The following is a 4,106-nucleotide window of genomic DNA, read 5'->3' as shown; positions in this document are numbered from 1 at the left end:
CCATGAGGAGGGTCGCCGCGGCATACGCGCCGAAGGTGTTGTGGTCGTCGGTGTAGCGCGAGTGGACGAGCAGGGTGAGGGTCTGCGAGATCCCGGGGAAGCCGGAGGAGACCATGATCACCGCGCCGAACTCCCCGAGGGAGCGGGCGATGGTGAGCACGACCCCGTAGGTCAGGCCCCAGCGGATCGCCGGGAGGGTGATCCGCCAGAAGGTCTGCCAGCCGTTGGCACCAAGGGTCGCCGCGGCCTGCTCCTGCTCGTCACCGATCTCGTGGAGCACCGGCTCGACCTCGCGGACGACGAAGGGCAACGTCACGAAGATCGTCGCGAGGACCATGCCCGGCAGGCTGAAGATGACCTGGAACCCCATCCGGTCGAGACCGCCGAACCACCCGTTCACCCCCCACAGCAGGATGAGCGCGACCCCCACGACGATCGGCGAGAGGGCGAACGGCAGGTCGACGACCGCCTGCAGCAGACCGCGGCCGGGGAAGCGGCCCCGGACGAGCGCGAGGGCGACGGTGACGCCGAAGACGACGTTGACCGGCACGACGACCGCGACGATGAGGAGCGACAGGTTGAGGGCCGAGATGGCCGCCGGCGTCGACACCGTGGCGAGGAAGGCTCCGACGCCCTCGCCGAACGTGCGCCAGAGGATGACGCCGATCGGCACGAGCAGCAGCAGGATCACGTAGGCGAGGGCGATGGTCCGCATCGTCAGGCGCGACGCGCGCGTGGTGATCATGCCGACTTCTCCTCACGCCGGGTGCTGCGCGCCGCGGCGACCCGCAGGACGAAGAGGGTGACGAACGAGACCAGGATGAGGACCACGGAGACCGCCGCCGCGTTGGCGGGACGGTCGATCTCGATCTGCTGCTGGATGTATTGGGACGCCATCTGCGTGTCCCTGGGGATGTTGCCCCCGATGAGGACGACCGAGCCGTATTCGCCGATGGCCCGCGCGAAGGCGAGCCCACCGCCGCTGAGGATCGACGGGGCGAGCGTCGGCAGGACGATCCGGCGGAAGATCGTGAGGTTGCTGGCCCCGAGGGACGCCGCGGCCTGCTCGACCTCGCGGTCGAGCTCGATGAGCACCGGCTGGACCGACCGGACGACGAAAGGCAGCGTGACGAAGGTCAGGGCGACGATCAGGCCCCACTTGGTGGAGTTGAGGTGCACGTCGATCGGGCTGTTGGGGCCGTAGAGGGCGAGCATGACGATGCTCGCCACGATCGTGGGCAGCGCGAACGGGAGGTCGATGACCGTGTTGACCAACGACTTGCCGGGGAAGTCGTCGCGCACCAGCACCCACGCGACGAGGGTGCCCATGACGACGTTGACCAGGGCCACGACGACGGACACCCCGATCGTCACCTCGAGCGAGCCGATGGCGACCGGGGCCGTGACCGCGTCCCAGAAGCCGCTGAGGCCGTCCTGGAACGAGGCCACGGTGAGGGCAGCCAGCGGGAGCAGGACGATCACGCTCAGCCACAGGGTCGCGATGCCGATACCGAGCGGGCCGACCCCGCCGGTCGCGGCGAAGAGGCGACGGCGGGCCCGGCGGGCGCGGGGCGCACCGGTCCGGCCGGAGAGCGGCGCCGGGGACCCGTTCTCTGGGGAGTCGTTCTCCGGAGCGGGCCGGACGACGGTGGTGGTCATCGCACGGTCCTACTTCGTCGCCGCGTCGTAGATCTTGGCGATCGTGCCGACGTCCTTCTTGAAGAGGGTGCCGTCCACCGTCTTCCAGCCGCCGAGGTCGTCGATGGTGTATTCCTTCGCCGGCGTCGGGAAGCTCGAGGCGAACGTCGCGGCCACCGTCGGGTCGACGACACGGAAGCCCGCCTTGGCCAGCAGCGTCTGCGCGGCGGGGGTGTAGATGTAGTCGTCGAAGGCCTGGGCCACCTTCGCGTTCTTGCCCTTGCTGACGACGGCCGCGGGGTTCTCGATCTTGAACGTCGTCGAGGGGATGAAGTGCTCGACCGGGTCGCCGTCGCGCTCGAGGAAGAGGGCCTCGTTCTCGTAGCTCAGCAGCACGTCGCCCTCACCCTGGAGGAAGGTGTCGCTGGCCTCGCGGCCCGACTTCGGCTGCACCTTGACGTGCTGACCGATCAGCTTGGTGAGGTAGTCGAGACCCGCCTGCGGGTTCTTGCCACCGTCGCTCTTGTCGGCGTAGGGCGCGAGCAGGTTCCACTTCGCCGAACCGGAGCTGAACGGGTTGGGGGTGACGACCTCCACTCCCGGCTTGAGCAGGTCGTCCCATGACGTGATGCCCTTGGGGTTGCCCTTGCGGACGACGATGGCGACGACCGAACCGAACGGGATGCCCTTGTTGGCGCCCGCGTTCCAGCTCTTGTCGACCAGACCGGCGTCGACCAGGCGGGTCATGTCCGGCTGGACCGAGAAGTTGACGAAGTCGGCCGCGGCGCCGGCCGCGACCTTGCGGGACTGGTCGCCCGAGGCGCCGTAGGACGCCTGGAACGCCACGCCCTTGCCCGCCGGTGTGGCGTTGAAGGCGGGGATGAGCACGTCGAACCCGGCCTTGGGAACGGAGAAGGCGTAGAGGTTGATGCTGCCACCGGAGCCGTCCGCGGCCGGGACGACCGTCGCGGCCGCGCCCTTGACGGTGTCGCTGGCCCCTCCGCTGCAGGCGGCCATCGCGGTGAGGCTGGCAACGGTGGCGAGGACGACTGCGGCGTGCCGGAGCGTGCGCAGGGTACGGATCATCGGTGGGTCTCCTGGACGGCGTGGTGAAAGGGGTGAGGGGCAGCAAGGCCTTTGTCGCCAACTCCCACATGATATGGAGGAAAACTAGGGATCGGCGGCGGAATTGCCGAATTTGCCGGACGCCGATCCCACCATCCGAGAAGGACGACAGGGACCGCGCACCCTCAGCGGGAGGCCGCCCGCACCGACAGGGCGAGGGCGGTGACGACCCGCGGCGCCACCAGCCGGGAGGTGTCGCAGCGCAGGACCGGACCCCACCCGAGTGGCCGGGCCTGTCTCTCCCATGCGTCCCACCGGGCGTGTTGGTCACCCCCGGTGCCGTGGATGCCGTGACGCTCACCACGGCGCGAGCGGTCTTCGAAGCGCGCGCGGGCCAGCTCGGCCGGCAGGTCGCACCAGACCTCGGGCACGGAGCCCGGGTCGAGGTGGGCGCGCTGCATCCCCGCACGCACGGAGGCGTCGTCCCGACCCGCGAGGAAGAAGCTCTCCACCACGGCGCCGACCGGCGAGCCGGCCAGCAGCGACCAGATGGCCTCGCTGGCGGCCATCCCGAGCTCCGTCCCCGGGACCCGCTCCCGCTCGGCGGGCCCGACCCCCAGGACGTCGGCGACGCTCTCCTTGACGACGTCCTTGCTCAGCAGCGGGAGACCGAGCTCCGCGGCGAGCGCGGCAGCCAGGGTCGACTTGCCCGCACCCGGCAGGCCGTTGACGACGACGGCCAGACGTCGAGGGTGTCGACGCAGGTATGGCGCCGCCGGCCACTCGCCAGCGAGGACGGCATACCGGTCGTGGAGGCGCCAGCGCTCCTCCCCCGTCGCATCGGCGAGCAGGAGGTAGCCGGGTGACTGCCCCTCGTGGTTGAAGCCCAGTCGGCGCAGCACCGCCGCCGAGCGCACGTTGCCCGGCTGCACGTTCGCGGCCAGGCGGTGGAGGCCGAGGCCCTCGGGCTCGGCACGGAAGGCGAGGTCGACCACGAGCCGCAGTCCCTCGGTGAACAGGCCGCGACCGACGTAGGGGTCGTAGGAGTCGTAGCCGACCGTCCCGCTCTGCGCGCGTCCGCGGACGATGTTGTTGACGTTGATCTTTCCCACGATGCCGTGCGCACCCTCGCGATCGCGCGCATGGACGAGCAGCGTGCGCTGCCCCTGACCCTGGGCTCGGATGATCGCGGGGAGGGCAAGGGGGTCGACGGGGTTCCACGCGCCGAGGCGGGTCCGCGAACGCTCCACGGCCAGCTGGTATGCCGGGATGTCGGCGGCCGTCGGGGTCGCCACCCAGATGCGCTCGCCATCGGCCCTCAGTGGGGGGACGGGTCCACTCATCCGACGACCGCCCCCCGCAGCAGGATGACGTGGGGGTGGGCGGGGGCCCCCACGGCCGCG

4 protein-coding genes are annotated in these 4,106 nt (G+C 70.6%); all 4 read right to left on the bottom strand.

The window, feature by feature from the left end; translation table 11 throughout:
• Window positions 1–745: sulfate ABC transporter permease subunit (locus Q0R63_RS22435; protein ID WP_295702328.1), on the bottom strand; the 745-nt coding region annotated here is incomplete at its 3' end.
• Window positions 742–1,659: a sulfate ABC transporter permease subunit CysT gene (cysT, locus tag Q0R63_RS22430; protein ID WP_295702327.1), complete on the bottom strand. Its 918-nt coding sequence runs from the start codon at window positions 1,657–1,659 to the stop codon at window positions 742–744. The genes Q0R63_RS22435 and cysT, both read right to left, overlap by 4 nt.
• Window positions 1,660–1,668: 9 nt before the next feature.
• On the bottom strand, window positions 1,669–2,724 hold the full coding sequence (locus Q0R63_RS22425; RefSeq protein WP_295702326.1) for a sulfate ABC transporter substrate-binding protein: 1,056 nt from the start codon (window positions 2,722–2,724) through the stop codon (window positions 1,669–1,671).
• A gap of 164 nt (window positions 2,725–2,888) precedes the next feature.
• Window positions 2,889–4,046, bottom strand: a complete 1,158-nt coding sequence (locus tag Q0R63_RS22420; RefSeq protein ID WP_295702325.1) for a GNAT family protein — start codon at window positions 4,044–4,046, stop codon at window positions 2,889–2,891.
• Window positions 4,047–4,106: the final 60 nt, after the last annotated feature.

Origin of the sequence: Lapillicoccus sp., from assembly GCF_025353065.1 — a bacterium.
Taxonomy (GTDB): Bacteria; Actinomycetota; Actinomycetes; order Actinomycetales; family Dermatophilaceae; genus Lapillicoccus.
Note: the sequence above shows the minus strand (reverse complement) of the source record. Positions and strands in the feature narration are given on the sequence as shown.

Excerpts from the sequence above, each read along its gene's own strand:
- cysT (WP_295702327.1), bottom strand. The coding sequence starts at position 1,659 with ATGACCACCACCGTCGTCCGGCCCGCTCCGGAGAACGACTCCCCAGAG.
- Q0R63_RS22425 (WP_295702326.1), bottom strand. The coding sequence starts at position 2,724 with ATGATCCGTACCCTGCGCACGCTCCGGCACGCCGCAGTCGTCCTCGCC.
- Q0R63_RS22420 (WP_295702325.1), bottom strand. The coding sequence starts at position 4,046 with ATGAGTGGACCCGTCCCCCCACTGAGGGCCGATGGCGAGCGCATCTGG.